Origin of the sequence: Candidatus Dormiibacter sp. (assembly GCF_050999135.1) — a bacterium.
In the GTDB taxonomy this organism is placed as follows: Bacteria; Chloroflexota; Dormibacteria; order Dormibacterales; family Dormibacteraceae; genus Dormiibacter; species Dormiibacter spiritus.
Genome location: NZ_JBPCPN010000026.1, coordinates 1 through 22,353, shown reverse-complemented (window position 1 = coordinate 22,353; position 22,353 = coordinate 1). Strand labels below are relative to the sequence as shown.

The 22,353-nt window shown below is 66.6% G+C and carries 25 protein-coding genes and 2 tRNA genes; 19 read left to right on the top strand and 8 right to left on the bottom strand.

Annotated features, from left to right (window positions below; genetic code table 11):
• Positions 1–27: 27 nt before the first annotated feature.
• The 3 genes from ACR2MZ_RS06565 to ACR2MZ_RS06555 form a co-directional block, all read right to left on the bottom strand.
• Positions 28–561: a flavin reductase family protein gene (locus tag ACR2MZ_RS06565; protein WP_434004265.1), complete on the bottom strand. Its 534-nt coding sequence runs from the start codon at positions 559–561 to the stop codon at positions 28–30.
• A gap of 95 nt (positions 562–656) precedes the next feature.
• Entirely contained in the window at positions 657–923 is a 267-nt protein-coding gene (locus ACR2MZ_RS06560) for a glutaredoxin family protein (RefSeq protein ID WP_434004264.1), read from the bottom strand.
• A gap of 96 nt (positions 924–1,019) precedes the next feature.
• A complete protein-coding gene (locus ACR2MZ_RS06555; RefSeq protein ID WP_434004263.1) occupies positions 1,020–1,154 on the bottom strand; it encodes a hypothetical protein in 135 nt (44 codons plus the stop codon).
• A 36-nt stretch (positions 1,155–1,190) separates the two neighbouring features.
• On the opposite strand from ACR2MZ_RS06555, the gene ACR2MZ_RS06550 reads away from it, so the two are divergent.
• Together ACR2MZ_RS06550 and ACR2MZ_RS06545 are read left to right on the top strand one after the other, a co-directional pair.
• Positions 1,191–1,346, top strand: coding sequence for a hypothetical protein (locus ACR2MZ_RS06550; protein ID WP_434004262.1), 156 nt, complete (start codon positions 1,191–1,193; stop codon positions 1,344–1,346).
• 2 nt (positions 1,347–1,348) lie between these two features.
• Positions 1,349–1,705 carry a hypothetical protein gene (locus ACR2MZ_RS06545; protein ID WP_434004261.1) on the top strand — a complete coding sequence of 119 codons (357 nt, stop codon included), beginning with the start codon at positions 1,349–1,351 and terminating at the stop codon, positions 1,703–1,705.
• Between the two features lie 1,714 nt (positions 1,706–3,419).
• Here the strand turns inward: ACR2MZ_RS06545 and ACR2MZ_RS06540 are convergent.
• Positions 3,420–3,495, bottom strand: a tRNA-Arg gene (locus ACR2MZ_RS06540).
• A 33-nt stretch (positions 3,496–3,528) separates the two neighbouring features.
• A complete protein-coding gene (locus ACR2MZ_RS06535) occupies positions 3,529–4,173 on the bottom strand; it encodes a hypothetical protein (protein WP_434004260.1) in 645 nt (214 codons plus the stop codon).
• Positions 4,174–4,203: 30 nt separating this feature from the next.
• Between ACR2MZ_RS06535 and ACR2MZ_RS06530 the strand changes: the two genes are divergently transcribed.
• A tRNA-Arg gene (locus ACR2MZ_RS06530) sits at positions 4,204–4,279 on the top strand.
• A 274-nt stretch (positions 4,280–4,553) separates the two neighbouring features.
• Here the strand turns inward: ACR2MZ_RS06530 and ACR2MZ_RS06525 are convergent.
• Complete coding sequence (locus ACR2MZ_RS06525; RefSeq protein ID WP_434004259.1) at positions 4,554–5,453, bottom strand: 2-deoxy-5-keto-D-gluconate 6-phosphate aldolase domain-containing protein; 900 nt, start codon at positions 5,451–5,453, stop codon at positions 4,554–4,556.
• Between the two features lie 91 nt (positions 5,454–5,544).
• Between ACR2MZ_RS06525 and ACR2MZ_RS06520 the strand changes: the two genes are divergently transcribed.
• From ACR2MZ_RS06520 to ACR2MZ_RS06445, 16 genes are all read left to right on the top strand, one after another.
• A complete protein-coding gene (locus tag ACR2MZ_RS06520; protein ID WP_434004258.1) occupies positions 5,545–6,318 on the top strand; it encodes a GntR family transcriptional regulator in 774 nt (257 codons plus the stop codon).
• 122 nt (positions 6,319–6,440) lie between these two features.
• Positions 6,441–7,454, top strand: coding sequence for a sugar ABC transporter substrate-binding protein (locus tag ACR2MZ_RS06515; RefSeq protein WP_434004257.1), 1,014 nt, complete (start codon positions 6,441–6,443; stop codon positions 7,452–7,454).
• Positions 7,455–7,475: 21 nt separating this feature from the next.
• Positions 7,476–9,038, top strand: coding sequence for a sugar ABC transporter ATP-binding protein (locus ACR2MZ_RS06510; RefSeq protein ID WP_434004256.1), 1,563 nt, complete (start codon positions 7,476–7,478; stop codon positions 9,036–9,038).
• Positions 9,031–10,089 carry an ABC transporter permease gene (locus ACR2MZ_RS06505; protein WP_434004255.1) on the top strand — a complete coding sequence of 353 codons (1,059 nt, stop codon included), beginning with the start codon at positions 9,031–9,033 and terminating at the stop codon, positions 10,087–10,089. Before ACR2MZ_RS06510 ends, ACR2MZ_RS06505 begins: the two co-directional genes overlap by 8 nt.
• Positions 10,086–10,727, top strand: coding sequence for a hypothetical protein (locus tag ACR2MZ_RS06500; RefSeq protein WP_434004254.1), 642 nt, complete (start codon positions 10,086–10,088; stop codon positions 10,725–10,727). Before ACR2MZ_RS06505 ends, ACR2MZ_RS06500 begins: the two co-directional genes overlap by 4 nt.
• The gene (locus ACR2MZ_RS06495) at positions 10,724–11,197 is read left to right on the top strand and encodes a cytochrome C (protein WP_434004253.1); all 474 of its coding nucleotides are present in this window, start codon (positions 10,724–10,726) and stop codon (positions 11,195–11,197) included. The genes ACR2MZ_RS06500 and ACR2MZ_RS06495 overlap by 4 nt, the downstream gene beginning before the upstream one ends.
• Complete coding sequence (locus tag ACR2MZ_RS06490) at positions 11,194–11,664, top strand: transporter (protein WP_434004252.1); 471 nt, start codon at positions 11,194–11,196, stop codon at positions 11,662–11,664. Before ACR2MZ_RS06495 ends, ACR2MZ_RS06490 begins: the two co-directional genes overlap by 4 nt.
• Positions 11,661–12,827: an aminotransferase class V-fold PLP-dependent enzyme gene (locus ACR2MZ_RS06485; protein ID WP_434004251.1), complete on the top strand. Its 1,167-nt coding sequence runs from the start codon at positions 11,661–11,663 to the stop codon at positions 12,825–12,827. The genes ACR2MZ_RS06490 and ACR2MZ_RS06485 overlap by 4 nt, the downstream gene beginning before the upstream one ends.
• Complete coding sequence (locus tag ACR2MZ_RS06480; protein ID WP_434004250.1) at positions 12,787–13,131, top strand: putative Se/S carrier protein; 345 nt, start codon at positions 12,787–12,789, stop codon at positions 13,129–13,131. The genes ACR2MZ_RS06485 and ACR2MZ_RS06480 overlap by 41 nt, the downstream gene beginning before the upstream one ends.
• Positions 13,128–14,219: an aldose 1-epimerase gene (locus ACR2MZ_RS06475; RefSeq protein WP_434004249.1), complete on the top strand. Its 1,092-nt coding sequence runs from the start codon at positions 13,128–13,130 to the stop codon at positions 14,217–14,219. The genes ACR2MZ_RS06480 and ACR2MZ_RS06475 overlap by 4 nt, the downstream gene beginning before the upstream one ends.
• A 13-nt stretch (positions 14,220–14,232) precedes the next feature.
• Complete coding sequence (locus ACR2MZ_RS06470) at positions 14,233–15,039, top strand: SDR family NAD(P)-dependent oxidoreductase (protein WP_434004248.1); 807 nt, start codon at positions 14,233–14,235, stop codon at positions 15,037–15,039.
• A gap of 24 nt (positions 15,040–15,063) precedes the next feature.
• On the top strand, positions 15,064–16,332 hold the full coding sequence (locus ACR2MZ_RS06465; RefSeq protein WP_434004304.1) for an enolase C-terminal domain-like protein: 1,269 nt from the start codon (positions 15,064–15,066) through the stop codon (positions 16,330–16,332).
• Positions 16,319–17,605: an AGE family epimerase/isomerase gene (locus ACR2MZ_RS06460; RefSeq protein ID WP_434004247.1), complete on the top strand. Its 1,287-nt coding sequence runs from the start codon at positions 16,319–16,321 to the stop codon at positions 17,603–17,605. The genes ACR2MZ_RS06465 and ACR2MZ_RS06460 overlap by 14 nt, the downstream gene beginning before the upstream one ends.
• A complete protein-coding gene (locus ACR2MZ_RS06455) occupies positions 17,605–18,441 on the top strand; it encodes an SMP-30/gluconolactonase/LRE family protein (protein WP_434004246.1) in 837 nt (278 codons plus the stop codon). Before ACR2MZ_RS06460 ends, ACR2MZ_RS06455 begins: the two co-directional genes overlap by 1 nt.
• Positions 18,438–19,910 (top strand): xylulokinase, encoded by a 1,473-nt coding sequence (gene xylB, locus ACR2MZ_RS06450; RefSeq protein WP_434004245.1) that lies wholly within the window; start codon positions 18,438–18,440, stop codon positions 19,908–19,910. Before ACR2MZ_RS06455 ends, xylB begins: the two co-directional genes overlap by 4 nt.
• Positions 19,907–20,833: a carbohydrate kinase family protein gene (locus tag ACR2MZ_RS06445; RefSeq protein ID WP_434004244.1), complete on the top strand. Its 927-nt coding sequence runs from the start codon at positions 19,907–19,909 to the stop codon at positions 20,831–20,833. The genes xylB and ACR2MZ_RS06445 overlap by 4 nt, the downstream gene beginning before the upstream one ends.
• Before the next feature lie 157 nt (positions 20,834–20,990).
• On the opposite strand, the gene ACR2MZ_RS06440 is transcribed toward ACR2MZ_RS06445, so the two are convergent.
• The gene (locus ACR2MZ_RS06440) at positions 20,991–22,112 is read right to left on the bottom strand and encodes a site-specific integrase (protein ID WP_434004243.1); all 1,122 of its coding nucleotides are present in this window, start codon (positions 22,110–22,112) and stop codon (positions 20,991–20,993) included.
• Positions 22,113–22,353, bottom strand: a 241-nt coding sequence (locus ACR2MZ_RS06435) for a helix-turn-helix domain-containing protein (RefSeq protein ID WP_434004242.1), incomplete at its 5' end; no start/stop codon positions are given.

Sequence of the window (22,353 nt, the reverse complement as noted above, 5' to 3'; positions counted from 1 at the left end):
CTCCTGGGGTTGGATTGCGATTGCTCATCAAGCGTCGTAGGGAAGCTCGAACGGGTCGAAGGGCAGCGTCGGCTGCGAGGGAATGGGCCGGGCAATCGGGATGAAGCGACTGGCGAAGAAGCCGAGCGCGTCACCCTCGCTCACCTGCAGGTCGATCACCTGACCCACCAAGATGGAGTGGTCCCCCCCGTCGTAGGTGCGCCAGGGACTGCACTCGAGCTGGACCAGGGCACCGTAGAGGCGCGGGCTGGCGTGGCCCTCGTACCACGGAATCTGGACCTGGTCGGCGATGCCTGCGAAGTGCTTGGCCAGCGCTTCCTGCTCGGGCTTCAGAACATTGACGGTGAACGGCTGATCAACCACCAGGTCATGGCTCCGAGACCAACGCGCGATCGAGACAAGGATCAGTGGGGGGTCAAGCGACACCGAGCAGAAGGCGTTGACTGTCAGGCCGCGAGGCCCGTCCGGACCGCGGTAGGTGACCACCGTTACGCCGCTGGCGAAGCGGCCCAGAGCGGAGCGGTAGGAAGTGGGGTCCAGCGGGCGCGTTGGGGCGCTCACGTCCTTCTCTCGCCATGACGATGGGGCTGCATCGCTCCCATTGTTTCACCGCGGCGTCCAGGCTGCCTAAGCGACGGCCCAGGCTCTGTTGGACGTCAGGCGCCGCGTTGCATGGTTTTCAGAGCTTCCAGCAGCTCGCGACGTGACGGCTCGACCAGCACCCTGCCATCCGGGAAGACCAGGGTGGGCACGCTGCGGTAGCCGCCGTTCAGGGCCATGACTGTCGCGGCGGCCTCGGGGGACTCGTCCAGGTTGACGTGGCGATAGGGCGTTCCTGTCTCGGCCAGCACGGCCTTGGCCAGGCGGCAGTCCGAGCAGTGGGTAGTCGTGTAAACGACGAGCGTGCCACTCTCACCGGACATGGGCTCCATGCAGTCCTGTACGGCGGCCGGGGAGGTTCTGTTCCGGGCTTTGGCCACCAGGCCGGGTGCTGCTGTCCGCTGAGTGGGTCTGCCATCTCAGGGATGGCGATGACTCACCAGGTCGAGAGAGAGCGGCCGAGCCAGTACAGGTGAGGACTGCACTATGTGCACCGCGAGCCTCAGGTGTAGGCGGCGGCGGCTCTCGCTGATCATCCGCAGGAGCGGAGACATTGGTGCAACGCCTCTGTGCGGCGCTAGCTTGTCAGCATGAGCCGCGCCAGAACGCGGCCGGCAGCCCGCTTGTTGGCCTGGGCGTCGGTCGCCGGCCTGGCTGTCGGAGTCGTTCTGGAGCTGTTGACAGTGCTGCTCGCGATCGCAGGCCCCGAGGACCCGGATGGTCGCTGCGGGGAAACGGTGCCCTAATCGTGCCGACCGGCCTGGCTCCTGCTGCTCTGGGCGCCGGCTGGACGGCCTTGGTGCTCCAGGCACATGGCCGCTCCTGGATCGCCGTCGCCGTCACGGTCGGTGCGCTCGGACTACTCTGGTCGGCGCTCGACCTTGTGGCGATCAGCCTGGTTCAGCGTGAGCTGGCGGTCATTGTGGTCGGCGTCGCCGTCTACCCGATCTGGCTCATGCCCGTGCTGGCTCCCCTGGCTGCTTGGCTGACAACCGGCGGCCGGGGCGGCTGCGCGGTGAGCCGGCACGCGGCGGGTGGGGTTGCCTATCTGCTGACACTCGTGGTGGGCTTCGCTGCCAGCACGCGCGTGCTGCCGCCCGGGTAACCTGCCCGCGGCCGGATGGTTTCCAGGTCGGGCAAAAGGGCCCAGTGCGGGGGTAGCAGCGAGGCGCCAGTCGGCCACCCGGTCGTCGGCGGTCCGAACCTTCTCCTCAACCCTCAGAGGGAGGCAGTCTGCGCACGTGCCGAAGGGGCAGACCAAGCGCAGGGGTGACTTGACTCAGCCAGCCTGCACGACGGCGGCGATTCGAGTTAGTCTGCGGTCGGCTGAGCAGGAAGCCCACCACACTCAGCAGGCCACCGAGAGCCATCGGCAGCACGAATGCGGACCCCGTGGCCGCCGGCATGGAGGATTGGCAGTCAATCGGCCCAGCGCCACCCTCAATGCAGACCATTGGCCCTCCGGACGACTCGCAGGCCTGGATCCGGGCCCCCAGAGAGATGCAGGAGTAGATGCTGTTGGACTGAAGCGAGTTGGCCGTGGCAGCGTTTCCGGAGGCAAGAGCGCGTGTCTGGCTTCCGCTGCCCGGATTGAACCAGGCGCTCGATGGTGGATCGGCAGCTGCCGCGCCGGACGAATCACTGGCGGTCGGGCCGGCCGCTCCGGCAGGCTCGACAGGGGAGGCGGCCGCTGCCGTGGCCTGGTCCGTCGGGCTGGCGCTTCCACCGGGGTCAGTCGGCGCACCGGACTGCTCGGACGGCGAAGCGGGGCCAGGAACATTCGCAGCCGGAACTGAAACAGACGGCCCCGCTGGGCCAACATTCACCTGCGCAGGGGGTCCGGAGGGTAGGGACACCCCGACGTTTACAGTCGGCGCAGCTGGCAGGGGCGGCTGCACTTTCACTGGCGGCGCGGTTGGGGCTGGCACTTGGACTTTCACGGCCGGCGCGGTTGGGGCTGGCACTTGGACTTTCACGGCCGGCGCAGTCGGGACGGGCACCGGGGCCTTCACCCTCACCGCTGGAGCAGCCGGCAGCTGCACGTTCACGGCTGGCGCAGCCGGCGTAGGAACTGGGATCTGCACCTTCACCGCCGGCGGGGGTGGCATAGCGATAGACACATTCAGGGCCGGAGCCGCGGCGGCGGAAAGGACGGGCGTGCAGAGGAGAGCGGCCACGCACACGAGCGTGGCCGACGTGGATCGCCTAACGAGAGAGCGCAGTTTCGAATTGTTCTTGTCAAACAACTTCGCAGTCCTCCTCTTCCCGGCCAGCGCCGACAGCCGGGCTCGGGTGAGCTGAAGTGGTGGTCTTAGGTTTGGGGACGACGATACTGCAGATGGGCAAGAATTGCATTAGTACATTCGTCCCGGTGGGTAGGGACTGGCGAGGCTACGTCAGCCGTTTCGCCCAGGCGTAGTGGTTTTCCGGCTAAGGCGGTGGCGTCCGAGAATGGCTGTTGCGATTGTGGGTGTTCGGAACCCGGAAATGCACCCGCCTCTGATCGATCTTGCGCAAATTGCGGTAGCGAGTGATTAATTGGAAGAAGGTGTGGGCCCACTTAGATGACTTAAGATAGGGATAGAGCCGAGCGAGTTCAGCGAATTCTCGCGAACCGGGAAGACATTGCCGGTCGGCGGCTCTCCTTTTCTGGGGGATGGCAGCATGAGCTGCGGCGTGACTGGTAGTGGATTGATGGTTCGGGTGGGCGCCGGGAGCTCGCGAGCGAGCGCTGGCCGAGCCACACGTGCGGCCGATGGAGTTCGCAGGCTCCAGACGCGGCAGGCGCACTGTCTTGGTGATCTGGACGGTGAGCAGGTTGGTGCGCCTGGCAGGAATCGAACCTGCTGCCTCTTGCTCCGCAGGCAAGCGCTCTATCCGGTGAGCTACAGGCGCACGCGCAGCCCCCAAGTGTACTGACGCTTCGGTTCAGCCCGCCCGCCCGTCAATGGCCACCAAAGCCCGCTGCAGCTCGACCGAGTCGAGTGCCGAGGCGAGTACGAAGATACAAAATTGGTGAGACTGCCAGAAGGCCACTGAAAGATTACGGTTGTCAACTGTCCGCTGGCGCAGCCAGGAGTGCGCGCCGAGCTGAGTCCCGACTCCCTGCCGAAGGCCTGGCTCCAGCTGGTCCTCGGCGGGCGTCGGGAAGCCGAAGAGGCCGGCCTGGAAGGCTCGCTGAGCGGCTCCGTCGTCCGAGAAGCGAGCCACGACGGATATGACACTCCGGCTCGGGCCTGAGCCCGGCTCAGCTGTGCATGAATCGCTGCCCGTGGCAAACTCGGTCACGGCAGACGCGTTGGCCCCCTCCCCTTGCAGCTGCTTCCAACCGCTGGACAGCAGCGCCCGCCACTGTGAGGTGGCCGGGAGACGCTTGAGGTAGGTCTCTATGTCGCGGGGCGGGTCGCAGGGCTTGAACTCAGCCGAAACGTCTCGGGCCTGCAGGCCCACCTGGGCCGGATCGACTTGGGTGAAGGCCAGGGGACCGCAGGCCATGGCTGAGAGCATCGTCAGGGTGACGCAGACGAGGACAAGGATGCGTCCCGGCCGAAGGCTCGTCGGTCTGGGTGGCATGACTGGGCAAGGTTAGACTGGCTTCGCGTCGCGCCCGTAGCTCATCGGACAGAGCGTGCGGCTCCGGACCGCAAGGCAGGGGGTTCGATTCCCTCCGGGCGCACCAATTTTGAATACGAATCTGGTCTGCGCCGCTCCTCGGCAGGCTGACCGTGTAGCAAATATGTAGCAATTTGTAGCAACGGCCGAACGATCCGGCCCCACGTGTTCAGCTTGTCGCCCCGACCCCGCCCGGCTGCACCGATCAGCGGTCCTGCCTTCCTGTGAGCAGGCTGCGGCCGACACGGTACTGCAGATCCTTGCGACTGAAGCCGAGCCGACCGCCGCACCATCTGCTTTTGAGTGCCCGCCACACTCCCGAGCGCGAGCCGATCTCGTGTTCACGTTTCCCGGGGGAAGTAACCAAGGCGTCCCTGAGTGAACGTCTCGACCATCGAGCGGTAGCGCTCGGCAACCGTCCGCACGGCGTCCTCGCGGCGGTCCTCACCTGCGGCCCACCTCCGCACCGCGTCAGCCCAGGCCGTTCGGCCCACCGCGAAACCCGCATAGCCGGGCGCTCCTGACGCCGCTTCCAGCCAGCGCAGCACAGTGGTCATATCAGCCCCCTGGCCAAGCATCACGCAGCACGCGTGATCCCGGCCCTCCGCGGTCGCCACCCTGCCGAGTCGCTCACAGTCTTGGGGGCTGTCCATGCCCTCGACCTTCCAGACATCCGGTTCGAGGCCGGCGGCCCTTAGTTCCTGGAGAGCCTCGAGCATCAGGGCGGGGCGAATCTCGCGCTGGAAGCGACGTCGGTCGCCACCGCAAGCGGCGAGCTGGTCCGAAAGGGGTTCGACCAGGTACTCGAGCATGTACTTCTGGCCGTTCCGCTTGCACCATTGGTCGAGGACGAGGACCCGCCCAGCCTGGCGCCGATTCCGACTCTCGTCGTCGCGGGGGTTGTGGCGGACCAAGGCCTTGGCATAGGTCGGGGCGAATTCCTGGAGGTGGGCGGCGAAGTCCTCGAAGCGAAACTCGAACTCACCGGGACCGAAGCGCTCAACCGGCATGGCGACCGAGAATCCGCGGCTGGCGGCCTCCCGGGCGATGTCGCCGCCGTACTCCTCGTCAACGAGTATGCCGGCGCCGGCCGGCTGGACGCCAGAGTCAAGCGCGAGCAGCAGGCCGTCGAAGATCAGTCGCTTGGCCGCCTGCACAAGGCCGCGCTCAGTTCCCACCAGCTCGAACAGTTCGTAGTGATGATCAAAAGCCAGCACATTCAGGCGGTTCTCACCGCTCATTCTCACCTCGCTATGTTCCATCTCCCGGAACGGGCCAGGAGCACGACTATTGCCTCTGGCCGGTTGGAATGCTAGCATGCAAGAACGGAATATGAGGAGAGGGAGCGGGCAGTCGGTGCGTGCCCAGGGCTATGCGGTGATCCGCGAACGAATCGTCGCGCTGGACTACAAGCCTGGCCGTCAGCTATCCGAAAATGAGCTCGGCGCCGAGTTGGGGGTAAGCCGGACTCCAGTTCGGGAGGCACTGATTCGCCTCGCCGATGAGGGTCTGGTCGAGGTGGTGCCACAGCTAGGCACGTTCGTCTCGCTTATAAATGTCCAGCAGATTCGCGACCAGCAGTTCGTCAGGGAGGCTGTCGAACGGGCAGCATTGAGTATCAGGGGCGACCGGCTCAGGCCCGACGAGCTGGACGCCCTGCGCTCGTACGTCGCCCGACAACGCGACACCGAGCCGGCCGCTGATTACGAGGGTTTCTTCGCGCTCGACGAGTCGTTTCATCGAATGCTGGTCGGTATCAGCGGTTACTCCGGAGCTTGGCCGGCCGCCCGGCGGGCTTGGGCACATTTGAACCGGGTCCGGCGCCTGAGCCTGATGATGCCCACTGTGCTGAAGCGGCTGATCGCGGAGCACGAGACTCTGGTGGCGGCGCTCTCACTGCCTGATCTACAGGAGGCCGACCGGATTCTGACGCGCCACCTTCGTGCAGTCCTCGAGTTGCTGCCGGCCCTGCGGGAACAGTACCCAGGCTACTTCTTGGACGATGAGGCGGGCTCCGCCGAACCGGCGATCGGCGTAACCACAGCAGCCGGAACTGATGGCTGGCGGGGATTCCGAGGAGGCTGGCAAATGCGTACGCCCATCTGAGCCACCACGATTTGCGACCGGTGGTCGGCGACGGCTGGCCGGCTGACCGGTGGACTAACCACAGACGAGTGAGAGGAGATGGAAGAGTGATCTTAAGAGCCAGGCAAGCTTGGTGGCCACGGATGGCCGGAGTTCTGGGTCTGCTGACGGTGCTTACTGCCGCATGCGGGGGGAGCGGTGGCGGCCAACAATCAGCCAGCAAGCCGAAGATCGGGGTGATTCAGATCACGCTGACTCACGGTTACCAGCAGATTCTCAACGAGGGCTACAAGACCCAGGCTGCCAAGAACGGCGTCGATGTCGCTTTCTGCATCAACAATCTGAATCCGAGCCAGGACGTACGGTGCGCTGAGGACCTGCTTTCCGGCGGTGCCACCGTGCTGATCAACGCTCCGGCCGATCCCGGCAGCTGGAGCTCGGTTCTACAAGTCGCGAAGGCCAAGAACGTCCCCGTGGTGAACGACGGCTCACCGGAGACGATCACGCCCGGCATGGTGCCGTTCACGGGCACCGACAGCGTGCTGGCGGGCAAGCTCGATGGGGATTTCACGGTCAATTGGATCAAGACCAACCTTGGCGGCAAGGCAACTGTCGCGGAGCTCACCCTGCCAACCTTCACTGACTGCCAGAATCGGAACAAAGGCTTCCACCAATCGCTGGACACGCTCCCGACCGCACCTATAGTGGCCAGCGCGGACGGCAAAGGCCAGCGGGCGTCGGCGCTCCCCGCGACTGAGAACATGCTCCAGGGCCACCCTGACATCAACGTCGTGTTCGGCTGCAACGATGACTCCGCACTGGGTGCCCTGAGCGCCCTCCAGGGCAAGAACAAGGCCCCGGCGAGCACGCTGGTGGTAGGCATAGACGGTACCCAGGAGGCCTTCCAGGAGATCCAAAAGGGCGGCATGTTCCGCGCCGACGTGGCGCAGCGTCCCGACTGCTACTCGCGGCGGATGATGGACATTGCGTCACAGCTCGCGAAGAAGGAGAAGACCGTTGAGTCCTACAACTCGAAGGGTTTCTACTTCATGAAGCCGGCTCTTGTGACCAAGGACAACGTCGACAACTGGCTCAAGTGGAAGGGGACGCCCGAAACGGCACCTGAACCCTGTGCATTCTCGACCAACCACCAATAGTCAGGCTGGAGCCTTAAAAGGGTGATCGCCCCGGAAGCTGTTGACATGCGCGGCATCTCCAAGCGGTTTCCTGGCGTGCAGGCGGCCAAGGATGTCACCCTCCAGGTCCGCCAGGGCGAGATCCATGCCCTGGTGGGGGAGAACGGAGCTGGCAAGTCGACCCTCATGAAGATACTTGCCGGCGTTTACGGCGCCGACGAGGGTGAGATCCTCGTCGGCGGCCGGCCCGCCGTGTTCCATAGTCCGATCGATGCCATCGAAGCAGGGATCTCCACGATCTATCAGGAGCTGATGCTCTGTTCGAACCTGAGCGTCGGCGCCAACATCTTCTTGGGGCACGAGCGAGCCTACTGGCCCGGCTTCGTCGACGAGCGTGAGGTGCGCCGCCGTGCCCGCGAATACCTCGAACTAGTGGGATTGACTGTCGATCCTGCCACCCCTGTGCGCCTGCTCTCGGTGGCGCAGCAACAGATGGTCGAGATCGCTCGTGCGCTCTCGCTGGACACCGGTGTGATCATCATGGATGAGCCCACGGCGACGTTGAGCGAGCGGGAGACAACCAACCTGTTCCGCGTGCTCAACCTTCTGCGCCAGCGTGGCACGTCGGTCGTGTACATCTCGCACCGGCTGGAGGAGATCTTCCAGATCGCCGATCGGGTCACTGTCATGCGCGACGGGCAGGTAGTGGGGACGGCGGCAGTCTCAGAGATGACAGAGGATCGGTTGGTCGAGATGATGGTAGGCCGCTCGCTGAGCGGCGAGTACGAGAAGCGGCCCCGCCCGGCGCCGCGAAGACCACGCCAGGCACCGCTCCTTGAAGTCCGCGGGCTGATGCGCAGCGGCTATTTCCACGAAATCGACTTCAGCCTCGAAGCCGGCGAAGTGCTGGGTTTCGCAGGTCTGGTCGGCGCGGGCCGGACGGAGGTGATGCGGGCGATCTTCGGCCTGGACCCGATCGAGGCGGGGCAGGTTTTGCGCGATGGAGCGCGGGTTTACCTTCGCGGTGCAGCGGACGCCATCAGACATGGCATGGCCATGGTGACCGAAGACCGGAAGGCAGACGGGCTTTTCCCCAACTGGGTGGTTCGCCAGAACGCATCGTCGGCGAACCTGCCCCGACTGAGCAGGTTCGGGTTCGTTCGGCGAGGAGTCGAGGGCCGCGCGGTCCAGCGACTGATGCGCGACCTTGATGTCCGTCCCCACAACCCGGAACAAATGATGGCGAACCTATCAGGGGGCAACCAGCAGAAGGCGATCATTGGCCGCTGGCTGCTGACCGAGCCTGAGGTGTTGATCCTCGACGAGCCGACGCGCGGCGTGGACGTGGGCGCGAAAGCGGAGATCCGGCGTCTGATCAGGCGCCTAGCCGCGGATGGGAAGGGGGTGTTGATGGTGTCGTCGGAGCTGCCGGAGTTGCTGGCGACCGCGGACCGGATAGTGGTGATGCGGGAAGGCCGGATCACTGCTCAGCTGTCTGGTAGCGACGTGACGCAGGAGGAGATCATGACGTACGCAGCAACTGCCACGACGGCGGCCGGCAGCGAGCTGGCTAAGAACAAGGAATTCGGAGGCTCCAATGGCTGATTCGAGACGCCCGGCGGAAGCCCAAGCGGTACTCCACAGGCCGCCCCAGGGAGGTCTCGGTCGTGCCGGGGCGGCGCTAACCCGAGGCTGGGGCGCCGTTCGCATCCAGGACTTCGGCGCTCTCCTCGCGCTGGTGCTGCTCTGCCTGCTCTTCGCCTGGCTGGCCCCCGGCTTCCGCACGTTCAGCAACGTGGTCACGGTGTCTCGCCAGGTCGCGACGGAGGCGATAGTGGCCGCCGGGATGACCTTCGTCATCATCACCGCTGGAATCGACCTGTCAGTCGGATCCCTGGTTGCGGTCGGCGGCGTGGTCGTGGCAGGACTCATGACCCGCCAGCACCTCCCCTTGCCGCTGGCCATCCTTCTGACGCTCGTAGTGCTCGGCCTCTTCGGCGCATTCAACGGGCTGTCCGTCGCCCGGCTCGGGCTCCAGCCGTTCATCGTCACCCTCGCGATGTTCGCCTCCGCCCGCGGCATTGCCGAGGTTTACACAGGCGGGACCGTGATCACAGTCGCCGATCCCTCGTTCAGCGTGATTGGCAACGGCTACCTCGGTCCCGTTCCGGTGCCCGTGATCATTGCGTTGGCAGTGCTCCTGGTGGCCTACGTCGTGCTGTCCAGGACGCGGTTCGGCCGTTACGTCTACGCGATTGGCGGCAACGAGCAGGCGGCGCGGATCTCTGGGATCCCGATCGCCCGGGTCAAGACGACTGTCTACATCCTGACCGGGCTGGCCGCGGGCATCGGCGGCATCATCACCGCATCAAGGTTGTTTTCCGGCGACCCTCAGGCTGGCCTCAGCCTTGAGCTGGACGTGATCGCAGCCGTGGTGATAGGCGGTACCAGCCTCTTCGGCGGCATAGGCAACATCCGCGGCACGCTGATCGGCGTCCTCATCATCGGCGTCATCTCCAACGGCCTGACGATCCTGAACGTACAGACGTTCTGGCAGGACGTCACCAAGGGCGCCGTGATCTTCATCGCCATGCTTCTGGACATGCTGCTGCGCAAGCTGGAGAGCCGCCGGATCCGGGCGGCCGCGCAGGCGTGAACCGGCTCCGGGCCCCGCTGATTGCCATCGTGGTGGTCGCCGGCCTGACGTTGGGGGGAGCCCTCCGAGTCGTACCCCACCTCGCCTCTCCGGCGGGGGCCGCTGGCGGGGTTGGCAGCCAAACGGTCACCTACCTGGATGCGCCGAAGCTCACGACCCCGACCGACCCCGTTGCCCGCGCGACCGTCACGTTCTACCGGTCGGTCATCCAAGGTCAATTCGACCGGGCGTACGACCTGAGCGTCGAGCTCCGCCAGACGGGCTCCGAGGCGGGTGGGCTCACCTCGCGGCAGGACTTCGTGGCCAGTCTCCGGCAGGAGATCGGCCCTGACGGTCTGCCCGTCGGCATCGCCGCGCTGAAGGTCGACTGGGAGCGACCGTTCAGCCCGGCATCAGTCGCGACAAAGGAGGTTCCGGAGTTGGCGGCGCTGCGCTGGCTCCCCGGCCAGAGCCGTCTGATGCTGGCGCGCGTCAGCGGCCAGCTCGTGGGCAACTGCGCTATTGGTACTTTCTTCCGGACGGACGTGCTGGCCGAGGTGGGCGGCCGCTGGAAGGTGCTGCTGCCCGGCCGCGCCGCAACGTCAGCGGCGCATTTCGAGACGTGGTTCCTGCCGCGTTCAGGAGCGCTTGGAGATTGACCGGGCGCTTCCGGCCCAACGCAGTGCACTATGGCGTCGTCGCCGGCTTGGGAGCTGTCGCCGTCGAGGCGTTCTTCGGTGTCCGGCAACCGTCCGCTTACGGCGTCTGCATGGCCTGTCACGGTCAGGACCTGGTCGGCTGGTTTACCAATCACCTCGTCGGAACGCATCTGGCGATCTCGCCCGACGCCTCTGCCGCCCCTCTGCTCACGACCGTGGGCGTTTTCCTCGGCGCAGGCGCTGCTGCAGCGCGCAACGGCGAGCTCAGGTGGCGCAGGGTGATGGGCAGTCCACTGGCTTCCCTGCTCCTCGGGGCGCTGATCGCAGTGTTCGCCCTCATTGTGGCGGGTTGTCCAACTCGTCTCTGGCTGCGTCTGGCCTACGGTGACCCGGCGGCCGTGGCGGCCGTACCCGCGCTTGTCCTGGGCGTGGTGGCGGGCACCGCGGTGCTGCGAAGGCGGGCGGCATGACCGCCGAGCCCGCAATCGCCACCCTGGTCCTCGGCCTTCTCATCGGTTACGTCGGCCAGCGTTCTCGCATGTGCTTCATCGGGGGTGTCCGGGACTTCATGCTCGTGCGCGATGGCGAGCTGCTGAAGGGGCTGCTGGCGTTCTTCGTGACCGCGTGGACCGCCTTCGCAGTGGCCGGACTGATGGGACTGCTGGGCGACGGCTGGTCGCGCGGTGGTCTGTCGGTGGCGGCCGCCGGCTGGACGGTCGGGCTCCTCGCCCAGGGTTGGATGCTGGCCATCGCGGTGGTGGCGGGCTTCGCGGTCGGGCTCTTCTCGGTCTTCGCCAATGGCTGCCCTTTCCGCCAGCACGTGCTGGCTGCCCAGGGCGACGGCAACGCCGCCCTCTACCTGGCCGGGTTCTACGGCGGCATCCTGATCTACGGCTTGGTGTTGGTGCGGCTGGCCTCACGTCTGCTGACCGGTTGAGCGCCGCAGCGACCGGATCACCGGTCATCTACCTGGACAACGCGGCGACCTCGTGGCCGAAACCGGAGGCGGTTGGAGCGGCAATGCTCGACTGCCTCGAGCGAATCGGGGGCAGCCCCGGCCGCTCAGGGCACCGCATGGCGGTCGCCGCGGCTCGTGTGGTCGCCGAGACACGCGTCGCGCTGGGTGAGCTGTTCAACATCGACGATCCCTCGCGGATTGTCCTGACAAAAAACGTCACGGAGGCCTTGAACCAAGCGCTTTACGGCTTGGTCGGGCAGGGCGATCGTGTTATCACCACCGCCATCGAGCACAACTCAGTGATGCGGCCGCTGCGGCATCTGGAGCAGAAGGGCGCAGAGATCAGCGTGGTTCCAGGCTCGCCCGACGGCGCCCTGGATCTCGAGAGCTTGGCGCTGGCGCTCGAGCGACCGGCCCGTCTCCTGGTGCTAACCCACGCCTCCAACGTGATCGGAAACGTATTGCCGGTCGCCGAAGTGGCATGCCTCGCTCATGCCCAGGGGATTCCGGTGCTGCTCGACGCGGCGCAGACGGCGGGCGCCTGGCCGGTCGACGTTCAGGCGCTCGGGGTCGACATGCTGGCTTTCACGGGGCACAAGGCGCTGTTCGGGCCGACCGGCACCGGTGGGCTGTGGCTGCGGGAAGGGCTCGAGCTGGAACCTCTGGTGCGAGGTGGCACCGGCAGCAACTCCGAGCTGGAGCTGCAGCCAGACTTCCTGCCGGATCAGCTCGAGAGCGGCACGCTCAACGTGGTTGGTATCGCAGGGCTTGGCGCCGGCGTCTCGCATGTGCTGGCCTGCGGAGTCGGCACGATCCGGGATCACGAGGGTTGCCTTGGAGCGCGGTTTCTTGACGGACTGCGCCAGGTTCCCCGCGCTCGGCCGCTCGGTCCCCAGGACGCCGCGGCCAGGGTCGGCCTCGCTTCGTTCAACCTGGACGGAGTGTCGCCCTCAGACGTCGGCTTGATCCTCGACCGCCGGTTCGGGATCATGTGCCGGATCGGCCTCCACTGCGCGCCGGCCGCTCACCAGGCGCTCGGCACCTATCCAGTCGGAACCGTGCGCTTCTCCTGGAGCGCCTTTACAACGGAAGGGGAGATCGATGCTGCCATCGAGGCTCTGGCGACGATCGCCCGCGGCTGATCAGCGGGTCGCGGCCGACCCCGAGCCAGCTCCCGCCACCGCCGCCTGCGGGGTGCCGTTCGACGGTCTCGTCACCTTCTATTCGTCCTTCCACGCCCTGCGCGCCGAGAGCCTCCTCCTCCGCGCCGGCCACGCTGCGCGATTGATCCCGGGACCTCGCGACATCAGCCCGCACTGCGGAACTGCGCTGCAGTTCCGCTACGAGCAGAATGAGGCAGTGGCTGCCCTGCTGGCCATCAGGCGGGTCCAGATCGAGGCGATTCACCACTTCAGGCTCGGCCGTCTCGCCGAGGAGTTCGGATGATCGGCTGGATCGAGCCTCGCAAGCACGGCTGCCGGCTTGCGGCGTTCCAGCAGCATGGTCTGCAGGTGGTGGTGCTCGAGAACCGCGCGCTGCGGGTAACTGTGCTGCCGGACAAGGGTAGCGACGTCGTGGAACTGCGGCTCAAGGAGCTGGACCTGGACGTACTCTGGGCTTCCCCGACGAGCCTGCGCGACTGGCGCGCCGCGCGGGCGTCGTCGCCGGGTCTGGGACCGATGATGGACTTCTACGAAGGAGGCTGGCTGGAGGCGCTGCCAAATGGAGGGCCGCCGGCGGCTCATGCAGGCACTGAATGGGGCCAGCACGGGGAAACTCCCAGCCTGCCGTGGGAGTGGGGGGTGGTCGCCGACAGGCCGGAGGAGGTCGCGGTCGTACTTCGGGTCCGCCTCCTGCGCTATCCGTTGGTACTGCAGAAGGTCATGCGTCTTCGCGGGGACCGGGCCGTGCTGGAACTTGATGAGACGCTCGTCAACGAAGGGGCTGAGCCCATCGACTTGATGTGGGGTCATCACCCGGTCCTGGGCGCGCCGTTTCTTGCGGGAGGCTGCTCTTTTCACTTGCCCGGCGGGATGGTCCGGGTCCCCGATGCCGTCGCATTCGACCGCCAGCGCGCTCTTCCTGCCGCCACCGGCCGCTGGCCGCTGGTCGCCGACCGGGAGGGCGGCGAGATGGACCTCTCGCAGATGCCGCCACCCGAAGCTCGGCGCGCCGAGTTCCTCTACATCACCGATGTTCCGGAGGGCTGGTACGCGGTGACCAACCCGGAGTTGAGGGCTGGGTTCGGGCTCAGCTGGGACCCCGCTGTATTTCCCCACCTGTGGTACTGGCAGGTCGCCCGAGGCGGATACGGCTACCCCTGGTTCGGCCGCACTTACAGCATGGCGCTCGAGCCCTGGACCTCCTGGCCCGGCGAGGGGCTGGCCGAGGCCGTCCGCCGGGGCACCTCCCGGCGGCTGGAGGCCGGCGGATGCATTGACACCCACCTCGCCGCCGTGCTCTTCCGAGCTGGGGGCCGAGTGGAACGGATCGCGCCCGACGGCAGTGTGACCTCGGGTGCGGAGTCGGACTGATCAGAGGGGGAGAATGACGGACACTCAAACCAACCTGGCTGGCAAGGTGGCCGTTGTGAGCGGCGGCAGCACCGGGATTGGCCGGGGCGCGGCGCGCCGACTGGCTCAAGCCGGCACTGCTGTGATCATCGGCAGCCACGACGAGGCATCTCTGGAGCGGGCAGTGGCGGAGCTGAGCCAGGAGGGCCTGATCGTGAGCGGCATGCGGGCCGACGTTCGCGCTGCCGGCGAGGTCGAGGCTCTCGTGGCAGCGGCGGTCGCCCGTCATGGGGGCCTGGACATTCTGGTTAACTCCGCCGGCATTCAGACCTACGGCAGCGTGGTGGACATGCCGGAGGAGACCTGGGACCGGACGCTCGAGATCAACTTGAAGGGCATGTTCCTGACCGGCAAATATGCGGTGCCAGAGATGCGCCGCCGCGGGGGCGGCGCGATCGTAAACGTCTCGTCGGTGCAGGCGTTCGGGGCGCAGACGGGCGTCGTCGCGTACGCCGCCAGCAAGGGAGGCGTGAACGCGTTGACTCGAGCGATGGCGGTGGACCACGCGGCGGACGGCATCCGTGTCAACGCAGTCTGTCCCGGCTCGGTGGACACACCCATGTTGCGCTGGGCAGCCGACAAATTCAAGGGCGAGCAGAGCGTCGAGGCATTGATCCGGAGCTGGGGGGCGCTGCATCCGCTGGGGCGGGTGGCGACGGTGGAGGAGGTGGCTGAGGTCATCACGTTCCTGGCCAGCCCCGCCGCCAGCTTCGTAACTGGCATCGAAGTCCGCGTTGACGGCGGGATGCTGGCCAGCCTTCCGGTCACCCTACCGAAATGAGACTTTGAGCGAGGAGGTGGTCCGCTGAAGATACGCGACGTCCGCGCGACCACTGTGACGGTACCCATCGAGGCGCCGCTGCGCCACAGCAACGGGGCGCACTGGGGCCGTTTCGTGCGCACCATCATCGAGCTGGAAACCGACGAAGGACTGGTCGGGTTGGGTGAGATGGGCGGCGGTGGCGAAAGCGCCGCCGCGGCATTTGCGGGCCTCCGGCCCTACCTGTTGGGACATGATCCCTTCGATCTTGAAGCGCTTCGTTTCAAGATCTGTAATCCCACCGCCAGCCTCTATAACAACCGCACACAGCTGCACGCCGCGATTGAATTCGCCTGCCTGGACCTGGTTGGCAAGCGGCTGGGCGTGCCCGTCTACCAACTCCTCGGCGGGCGGCTTCGTGCCGAAGTCCCTTTCGCGAGCTACCTGTTCTTTCGGCATCCGAATCCCAGCACGGGCGAGGGTGAAGTTCGCACGCCAGACCAGCTGGTCGCACTTGCGCGAACCCTGAAGAAGCGGCACGGGTTCACCACGCACAAGCTGAAGGGCGGCGTCTACCCTCCGGAATACGAGGCGGAGTGCTTTGAGGCGCTGGCCGCCGCATTCCCGGAGGACCGTGTGCGTTACGACCCCAACGCTGTTCTCAGCGTCGAGGCGGCCATTCGCTTCGGCCGCCGCATCGAGCGGTTGCGCAACGACTACTTCGAGGATCCGACCTGGGGACTGAACGGGATGCGCCAGGTGCGGGACAGAGTCGCCATGCCGATGGCCACCAACACCGTGGTAGTCAACTTCGAGCAGCTGGCTCAGAACGTGCAGCATCCTGCTGTCGATGTGATCCTGCTCGATACCACGTTTTGGGGCGGGATCCGTGCGTGTGTCAAAGCGGCCGCCGTCTGTGAGACCTTCCAGCTGGGCGTTGCCGTGCACTCGTCCGGAGAGCTGGGGATCCAGCTGGCCACGATGCTGCACCTGGGTGCAGTACTGCCCAACCTCAGCTTCGCGGCCGACGCGCACTATCACCATCTCGTCGACGATGTGGTACAAGGCGGCAAGCTGGAGTACTGCAACGGCTGTATCAGCGTGCCGTCCGCTCCCGGTCTCGGGATCGAGCTGGATCCGGACCGAATGGCGCGCTACGCCGAGCTCTATCGCGAGCTGGGCGGCTATCCCTACGATCGCGACCCCGGGCGTCCGGGTTGGTATCCGCTGGTTCCCAACCAGGATTGGGCCGATCCGACGGTGGGAGGCCCCGTTGCCCTGATCAATCAGGATTCGGCCCTTGAGAATCGCTGAGGCAGGGCCTGCCGGAGTGGCCCCTAATGGCGGTTGGCTGGGCAATCCGCTCCACGAGTCGTGGCTATTGGCCGAGGCAAACCGCCTGCTGGACTTCTACCAGTACGCCTGCGTGGATCCGGGCGGCGGCTTCTTCGAGCTCGACTCGGAGGGGGTGCCGGCAAAGGTCCCCAACAAGGAGATAGTCGTCTCCGCCCGGATGACGTACACGTTTTCGCTCGCACACCTGATGGGGCGGCCGGGCGCCGGAGCCGTCGCCGACCACGGCATCCGCTTCCTTCTCGAGCGGCACCGCGACCCGCAGCACGGCGGCTACTACTGGACGGCTGGGGCGGACCGGCCGATCGACAGCGCGAAGCAAGGCTACGGCCACGCCCATGTGCTGCTTGCCGCCGCCACCGCGGTGCTGGCCGATCGACCGGAGGGGGACAGGCTTCTGCAGGACGTGACCGAGGTGCTCGACCGGCGGTTCTGGTCGGAGGAGGAGGGCCTGTTTGTCGAGGAGTTTCCGCGCGACTGGGCCGGCGGCTCCGGCTATCGCGGCCAGAACAGCAATATGCACATGGTCGAGGGGCTGCTCGCCGCGCACGACGCCACTGGCGAATCCGAATACCTGCGCCGGGCTCTCAGCGTCTGCCGCCGCCTGATCACGGAGAAGACGGCGAGCAACGACTGGCGGCTGGCGGAGCACTACACGGCCGACTGGGAGATCGATCCCGACTACAACCGGGACGACCCGGACCACCTCTACAGGCCCTACGGCTCGATCGTCGGGCACTGGCTCGAGTGGGCCCGTCTGCTCTGCCAGGCCTGGGCCGCTACGGGCAATCGGGAGGCCTGGTGCCTAGAGAGCGCAAGGCGACTGTTCCGTCAGGCTCTGAGCGACGGTTGGAACGTCTCCGGCGAGGGGTTGATATATACGGTGGACTTCCAGGGCAGGCCGCTCAGCCGCGACAGGTACTGGTGGACGTTCGCGGAGGCGCTCGGAGCGGCCGCCTACCTCGCGGACGTCACGGGCGTCGCGGAGTACGAGCGCTGGTACCGGACGTTCTGGGACTTCACTCACCGCCACGTCATCGACCACCGGAGAGGCGGCTGGCATGCGGTTCTGGACTCGGACAATCAACCCAAGAGCCAGCCGTGGAGCGGCAAGCCCGACCTCTATCACGCGCTGCATGCCTGCCTTCTTCCGCTGCTGCCAACCGACCGGGGACTGGCGGTCTCGCTGCGCCAGGGCCTGACACGGTCCGGCGCGGCGCGCGGAGTGCGCTGATGTCGGGCTGCTTGGTCGACCTCGCGCGCACGCGCGTCTTCTACGACGGCACCCTCACCGACCCGCAGCTCGACCACCCTGAGGGGATCGCAATCCACCCCGATGGCAGCGTCTGGTGCGGAGGCGAGCGGGGGCAGATCTTCCGCATCGCGCGCGACGGCAGCTCAATGGATCAGGTGGCGTCGACGGGAGGCTTTTGCCTGGGTCTGGCCTTCGCCGGCGACCGACTTTACGTCTGCGATATGAAGCACCGCGCTGTGTTTGCCCTGGATACCCGCACGGGGCGCCTCGAGCGATTCGCCGAGGGGGCCGGCGGCGTTCGCATGCGCGTGCCGAACGCGATAGCTGTTCTCCCTGGAGGCGACTTATTTGTCTCGGACAGCCACGGCATGAAGGAGCCGGGACCGGGCATCTTCAGGTTTCAGCCTGATGGCTCGGGCGAGCTCTGGTACGACGCCGATGTGGATTTCGCCAACGGCGTGGCGCTCTCGCCGGACAGTCGCTTTCTGTATGTGGCTGCGACATTCGGCAGCGCCGTCTTCCGCATCCCGATCGGAGAGGACGGCTCACCGGGTGGCCGGGAGGAGGTGGTTCACCTGCCGGGGGTGTTGCCCGACGGCCTCGCGCTGGACACTGCCGGGCGGCTCTACATCGCCTGCTACGAGCCGAGCAAGGTGCTGCGCGTAGCCCCCGACGGCACCGTTCGCTGCCTGGTGGCCGACCCGGAGGCCCACCAGCTCTGCCACCCGACCAACGTTGCGCTGCGCGGCGGCGAGATGTTCATCTCGAACCTCGGGCGCTGGCACGTCACCGCCCTACAGCTCCCGGAAGAGTGACGGCAGCCGGCCTGCTCGGCCTCGATGTCGGCACCACCGCGGTCAAGGGCGTTGCCCTTTCGCCGGCCGGTGATCCACTGGCGGTGGCGGAGGCCTCCTATCCGCTCCGGACTCCTCGGCCGGGATGGGCCGAACAGGACCCGGAGGACTGGTGGCGCGCTACCCAGCAGGTGCTCGGCCGACTGACGCAGTCGGTCACGGAGGTCCTAGCGATAGGCTTCTCGGGGCAGATGCACGGGCTGGTCTGCCTGGACGAGCAAGACCGGGTGATCCGTCCCGCGATCCTGTGGAACGACCAGCGTACCGCCGCCGAATGCGAGGCGATCGAGAAGGCCATCGGGCTCCAGCGACTGATCCAGCTGACTGGGAACCGGGCGCTCCCCGGCTTCACAGCACCGAAGCTTCTGTGGCTGCGCAGCCAGGAGCCGGCCAGCTTCGCCCGCATCCGCCACGTCATGCTGCCCAAGGACTACATACGCTTCCGGCTCACCGGCGAGCGCGCGATGGACGTTACCGACGCCTCCGGGACGCTGCTCTTGGAGGTGGCGGCGCGGCGCTGGAGCACCGAGGTGTTGGAGGGGCTGGAGCTGCCGCCCTCGTGGCTGCCGCGACTGCTCGAGAGCACGGAGCCGGCCGGTCGGGCGCCCAACGGTTCCCCCGTCGCGGCCGGCGCCGGCGACCAGGCGGCCGCAGCCATAGGTGTCGGCATCGACCGGCCCGGTCCCCTCTCGGTGGTGCTGGGGACGTCCGGCGTCGTGTTCGCCGTCCTGCGCAACTACGCGCCGGAGCCGGAAGGACGCGCGCACACTTTCTGCCACGCGGTGCCCGGTACGTGGCACGCGATGGGGGTGATGCTCTCCGCGGCCGGCTCGCTGCGCTGGTTCCGGGACACGTTGGCACCGGGGCTGGACTACGAGGCCCTTCTGGCCGAAGCTGCCGCCTCCCCGGCGGGCGCGGGAGGGCTGCTGTTCCTGCCCTACCTGGCGGGTGAGCGCACGCCGCATGTGGACCCGGCCGCGCGCGGCACCTTCCACGGCCTCTCGCTGCAGCATGATCGCGGAGCCCTCACGCGGTCGGTGCTGGAGGGCGTGGCGTTTGGCCTTCGGGACTGCCTGGAGCTCCTGCGCGGGCTTGGTGTGGGCTCGGCCGTGGGCAGGGCCTCGGGAGGTGGTGCCCGCAGCAAGTTCTGGCTCCGTGTCGTCGCCAGCGTGCTCGGGATCTCGCTGGAGGTCTCGACGGTAGAGGAGAGCTCGGCGTTGGGAGCAGCCATGCTGGGCGGTGTCGCCGCCCGAGTCTTCGCCGACGTGCCACAGGCGGTGAGCGTGTGCGTCAGGCTGAAGCCCGGTGCCGAGCCGGACCGCGACTGGCTGCCGGTCTACGAGGATGGGTACGCGCGCTTCCGTTCCCTGTACCCAGCGCTGCGCGCCCTCCGACCACCGTTGGTCGCTTCGGCGGACGGATCCGGATGATTGCCGTCGCGGGGCATACGACCGTGGACCTGAGGGTGCGCCCGGTGCCGCGCGACCTCCAGTGGCTGGGCTTGACGACGGTCGACGTGGTCTCGCTCCACAGCGGGGGGCTGGTGGCCAACGCCGGCTCCGTGATCGCCAATTTCGGCGTGCCGGTTATGACCCTTGGCTGCATCGGCGATGACGAGCTGGGCGCCATCCTGGGCGACCGGGTCCGGTCGTGGGCGACCGACGCCCGCCTGCACGTGGTCGAGGGCGTTCCCACATCGAGCACGATCGTGCTTGTCCACCCTTCCGGGGAGCGCACCTTCCTCCACTGCCACGGCGCGAGCGACGACTTCGGCACGGAGGACGTCCCGATTGCGACTCTAGTCGACGTTGGCGTCCGTGCCCTGCATCTCGGATATGCACTGCTTCTGCGGCGGCTCGACGGCGCACGCCTGCGATCGCTCCTGACCGAAGCATCTGGTGCCGGTCTCCTTACATCGCTCGACGTCACGCATGGGCCGGAGATGCGATGGGAGGAGCTGGTGCCGGCGCTCCCGCTTGTGGACGTCTTCTGTCCCAGCCTGGCGGAGGCCACCGCCATCACCGGACTCCCGGACCGCCGTGCCGCGGCCCGCCGGCTTCTGGAGATGGGCGTGCGTCAGTTCGTCGCCGTAACGGACGGGAACCGCGGCTGCTCCGCGGCGACGCGGGAGGGCTGGGAGCAGGACGTCCCCCCGACTCCTGTCGAGGCGGTCGACACCACTGGGGCCGGAGACGCCTTCGCCGCCGCCATCCTAGTCTCCTGGTATCGGGGCCTGGACTGGCCGCAGGCCGCGCGGGTGGCATCCTGGGTCGGTGCCCGGGCGGCCACGACGATCGACGCCGTCCGGGCGCTACCCGGCTGGGAGGAGGCTGTGTCCGCGTCAATCGGCTGAGTTGCTCCTTAGCCCGTGGTCGTTGCTCTGCCGGGCGCAGCGACCCGTCGACAACTGGGGCCCGATGAGAAGTCTGGCCGCCTGCGGCGGAGTGCTGGTGGCTGTCGTCGCAGCCCTGAAGGTGGCCGGTGAGAACCTGCTAGCGGGTGAGAACCTGCTAGCGGGTGAGCAGGTCCTCCATACGATCTGCGGCGTCGCGCCGCAGTTCGGGAATTACATGCGAGTACGTGTTCATGGTCATGGCGATCTCCGAGTGCCCGAGTACGTCCATGACCACCCTCGGCGAGACGCCCTGGACCATGAGGAGCGTTGCGCATGAGTGCCGAAGGTCGTGGAAACGCCGCTGTGAAAGGCCTGCTTGATCCAAGTGCCGGTGAAAGTGACGGGAGACCGTGGTTCCCTCCAACGGCTCCCCTTCTGGAGTTGTGAAGACAAGATCGTCGCGTCGAACTGAATTACCTGTTGCCGCCCGCTCTTCGGCCTGACGAACCTTGTGCTGCCGGAGCCCATCGACAATCGAAGCGGGTATGACTAGCGTCCGTCGGCTGCGGTCCGTCTTCAGATCAACGAGTTGCAGCTTTCCGTCGAGCCGCTGCAGTTGCTTGGAAACGCGAATGTATCCCATGTCCAAGTCAATGTCCTGCCAGCGGAGTCCGAGGGCTTCCCCCTGCCGCAGGCCCATAGTCAGAGCGACCGAATAGAGGGCCTCCAGGCGATCACCTTTGATCGCTGCCAGGAACCGCCGCGCCTCATCGGTGGTGAAGGGCCGGATTTCGTATCTGCTGACCTTGGGCAGCTCGACCATGGTGGCGGCGTTTCGAGAGAGAAGGCCCCACCGGATCGCCTGGTTGAGCGCCGTCCGCAGCGTGCCTCGGATGTACTTGACGCTCTTGGGCGACAGACCTTCTTGAAGCTTGCGATTGATCATCGACTGGACGTGCATTGGCGTCAGCCTGTCAAGAGCAACGGTTCCGAGGATTGGCTTGATGTGTAGCCGGACATGGACCTCGTAGCCTAGGTACGTCCAGCGCCGAACAGACGGCTTGACGACCTCCTCGAGCCATTGGTCGAGATACTTCCCGAGAGTTAGCCCAGCTGCGTCGGTGTAAGTGCCGCTGTCGATGGAGTGCTGAATCCCCGTCAGCTTTCTGCGGACCGCCTCTCGGGTGGTGCCGTAGAGCACCTTCCTATAGCCATCAGGCGTCGTCGCGGCAGCGCACCATTTGCCGTCTTTGCGCTGATAGATGGAACCCTCGCCGTTACCCCGCCTTCGGGGCATTTAAAGCTCTCGATCGCCCATCTGGAAGGTCTCTCGGAACCTGGCGCCACGGTCCGATCGCTGTTCTCGAATGGAGATCAGCGTCTGGTTCTGCACCCACTCCTCCAGCGCCTGGCGCGGTACACGCACGCAGCGGCCGAGGTGCACGACGGGCAACTCGGCCCTCGCCATCATCTGAAAGACCTTGGTCCGGCCGATGCCGAGCAGCTGGGAGACCTCACGGCTGTCCAGCAGCCAAGTG